Origin of the sequence: Bartonella sp. AP150HLJHH, assembly GCF_042196385.1 — a bacterium.
Lineage (GTDB): Bacteria > Pseudomonadota > Alphaproteobacteria > Rhizobiales > Rhizobiaceae > Bartonella.
Genome location: NZ_JBHIQC010000067.1, coordinates 1 through 3,079 on the forward strand (window position 1 = coordinate 1; position 3,079 = coordinate 3,079).

At 36.2% G+C, this 3,079-nt stretch carries 5 protein-coding genes; all 5 read left to right on the forward strand.

The genetic code is table 11. From position 1 onward, the window contains the following. Window positions 1–685 (forward strand): HNH/ENDO VII family nuclease (locus ACFING_RS09480; protein ID WP_375630691.1); only part of this gene is annotated, 685 nt, incomplete at its 5' end. Window positions 686–750: 65 nt separating this feature from the next. Further along, window positions 751–1,326: an SMI1/KNR4 family protein gene (locus ACFING_RS09485; RefSeq protein ID WP_375630693.1), complete on the forward strand. Its 576-nt coding sequence runs from the start codon at window positions 751–753 to the stop codon at window positions 1,324–1,326. A gap of 52 nt (window positions 1,327–1,378) precedes the next feature. Next, complete coding sequence (locus ACFING_RS09490; RefSeq protein ID WP_375630695.1) at window positions 1,379–1,957, forward strand: SMI1/KNR4 family protein; 579 nt, start codon at window positions 1,379–1,381, stop codon at window positions 1,955–1,957. A 52-nt stretch (window positions 1,958–2,009) separates the two neighbouring features. After that, window positions 2,010–2,483: an SMI1/KNR4 family protein gene (locus ACFING_RS09495; protein WP_375630697.1), complete on the forward strand. Its 474-nt coding sequence runs from the start codon at window positions 2,010–2,012 to the stop codon at window positions 2,481–2,483. Continuing rightward, the gene (locus tag ACFING_RS09500) at window positions 2,480–3,049 is read left to right on the forward strand and encodes an SMI1/KNR4 family protein (RefSeq protein ID WP_375630699.1); all 570 of its coding nucleotides are present in this window, start codon (window positions 2,480–2,482) and stop codon (window positions 3,047–3,049) included. Before ACFING_RS09495 ends, ACFING_RS09500 begins: the two co-directional genes overlap by 4 nt. Window positions 3,050–3,079: the final 30 nt, after the last annotated feature.

A 3,079-nucleotide genomic window follows, 5' to 3' on the forward strand; every position in this document is an offset into this window, starting at 1 on the left:
ATTATTGACTGAAGTAGCAACGCTGTTTTTGGGAGGTGCTGGAGCAGCCAAGGGAGGCGTAAAGCTTGGCGAAAAGGCTGTGATCAAGTTCAATGCTAGGAAAGATTTTGCCCAATTTGCTTCCAAGAAAAATCTTGCAGAACTTGCAGCTCAGGGAGATCCTGACAAATTTGCGGCGAGGAAAGAACTAACTAAACTCGCTGCTAAAGAAAAAAAGCTTTGGTTAAAAGAGAAACCCACTAAATTTACCGATAGCAAATTTGGACAGACAAACAAAGCCTATCAGAGAGACGACCTGTTTGATCCTAACAAAATGGTTAGTTGGATGGAAAACAAAAAAGAAATGTGGGGCACTAATATTGATAGAATGGAAACAGGAAGAGCACCGATAGGATTTGATGGTCAGCCTGTTGAGTTGCATCACCTAAAGCAAACGCATGAGGGGCCCATAGCAGAAATTGGCAGTAAAGATCATAACAAATATAATTCCGTGATTCATGCTCCTTCTAAAACACATCAATCGCTTATAGAGAGAGACAAGTTTGGTAATTGGAGAGAGGAATATTGGAAGGAACGCGCTAAAGGATATAGAGAACAAACAAACAATAATTTAGGAGGAATAATCGATATGAAATGGAGTATCATAGGGATAGATTTTGACAGATGGGGACAGGAGCATCGGTAGTAATGCTCTACGGTTGATGAAAAGAGAAAAAAGAAACTTATAAAATAATTTATGGAGGATAATTGATGAAAACCTATACCTTAGCGGATGTCATAGAATTAGTTGATAAATATGATGGTGATATTGTTAGTTTTGGGATTGCAGAAAATGCGGTTGATGATCTCGTGATTGAAAAGGCGGAGAAAGCTCTCGGTTTACAATTCACATCTTCCTATAAAACTTTTTTAAAACATTATAAAGGAGGAGACATTGCTGGTTATGAAATCTATAGCCTTTATAAAGAGTGTGGAGAAGATATTCCTTTTGATGACATTGTTTTACAAAACTTAAATTATTATAGAAAACATGGTTTTGTGACACCAGAACAGCTTGCCGTTAGCAGAACAGATTTTGGTGAAACCTTTTACTTTGATTATACGCAGTTTCGGGATGGTGAATGCCCACTTTATGTCATGCTTCCATCTGAAGATTGCGAATATTACGCCAGTAATTTTTATGAATTCCTTTGCAAAAGAATTAAAGAAAGCGTGGGAGTTGAGATACCTGATGGTGATCAACCAATTGAAAAGACTGAGAACACTCCCACTCCGCAACCTATCCCTTTTTACAAGAGCTTTTGGAAAAAACTATGGAAGAGGTGAAATTGATAGAGGAAATATGAAGCGTTTATAACGCAAGTTTTGAGGATCATCCATGAAAACCTATACTTTAGATGATGTTGCAGTATTAATTGATAAAGTGAATAAATATGATGAAGAGATTATCAATTTTGGTACTGAAGATGATGCAGTTGGTGATTTCGTGATTGAAAAGGCGGAGAAAGCTCTCGGTTTACAATTTACATCGTCTTACAAGAGTTTTTTAGAACATTGTAAAGGCGGGGACATTGGTGGTGAAGAAATCTATAGTCTTTATGATAATCCTATGGGTATTCCTGCTGGTGATATTGTTTTTCAGAACTTAAATGATAGAAAACGTGGTTTTGTGACAGCAGAACAGCTTATCGTGTGTGAAGCTGATTTTGATGAAACCTTTTACTTTGATTATACGCAGTTTCGCGATGGAGAATGTCCAATCTATGTTATGTTTCCATTGGATAATTGCGAATATTACGCCAGTAATTTTTATGAATTCCTTTGCAAAAGAATTAAAGTACACGTGGGAGAAGAGATACCTGAAGGTGAACAACCGATTGAAAAGACTGAGAACACTCCCACTCCGCAACCTATACCTTTTTACAAGAGTTTTTGGAAAAAACTATGGAAGAGGTGAAATTGATAGAGGAAATATGGAGCGTTTATAACGCACGTTTTGAGGATCATCTATGAAAACCTACACTTTAGATGATGTTGCAGTATTAATTGATAAATATAATGATATTATCAATTTTGGTACTGCAAAAAATGCGGTTGATGATCTACAGATTGAAAAGGCGGAGAAAGCTCTCGGTTTACAATTTACAACTTCTTATAAGGATTTTTTAAAAAATTATAAGGGAGGAGAAATTGGTTATGAGGAAATTTTTAGCATTTATAACGCAAGTTTTGAGGATCATCCTGCTGGTGATATTGTGCATAAAAACTTATATCATAGGAAACATGGTTTTGCGACATTAGAACAGCTTGTTGTCAGTAGAACTGATTTTGGTGAGACATTTTACTTTGATTATACTCAGTTTCAGGATGGTGAATGCCCACTCTACGTCAAGATTCCATCTGGAGCGTCACATTATTATGCAAGTAATTTTTATGAATTTCTCTGTAAAAGAATTATGGAACATGCAGGGGAAGATTCATGAAAACCTATACCTTAGATGATGTTACAGTATTAGTTGATAAATATGAAGGTGATATTGTCAATTTTTGTTCTGAAGAAAATGCGGTTGGTGATCTCGTGATTGAAAAGGCGGAGAAAACTCTCGGTTTACAATTTACATCGTCTTACAAGAGTTTTTTAAAACATTATAAAGGCGGGGACATTGGTGGTGATGAAATCTATAGTCTTTATGAGCATCCTATAGGTGTTCCTTTTGATGATATTGTTTTTCAAAACTTAAATGATAGAAAACGTGGTTTCGCAACACCAGAACAGCTTATCGTTTGTGATGCTGCTTTTGGTGAAACCTTTTATTTTGATTATACGCAGTTTAGGGATGGAGAATGCCCACTTTATGTCATGCTTCCATCTGAAGATTGCGAATATTACGCTAGCAATTTTTATGAATTCCTTTGCAAAAGAATTAAAGAAAGCGTGGGAGCTGAGATACCTGATGGTGACCAACCGATTGAAAAGATTGAGAACACTCCCACTCCGCAATCTATCCCTTTTTACAAGAGTTTTTGGAAAAAACTATGGAAGAGGTGAAATTGATAGTGAGGAAATATATAGTCTTTC

Bases quoted from the DNA above. Each gene is read 5' to 3' on its own strand.
- ACFING_RS09490 (WP_375630695.1), top strand. From the start codon at position 1,379: ATGAAAACCTATACTTTAGATGATGTTGCAGTATTAATTGATAAAGTG.
- ACFING_RS09495 (WP_375630697.1), top strand. From the start codon at position 2,010: ATGAAAACCTACACTTTAGATGATGTTGCAGTATTAATTGATAAATAT.
- ACFING_RS09500 (WP_375630699.1), top strand. From the start codon at position 2,480: ATGAAAACCTATACCTTAGATGATGTTACAGTATTAGTTGATAAATAT.
- ACFING_RS09485 (WP_375630693.1), top strand. From the start codon at position 751: ATGAAAACCTATACCTTAGCGGATGTCATAGAATTAGTTGATAAATAT.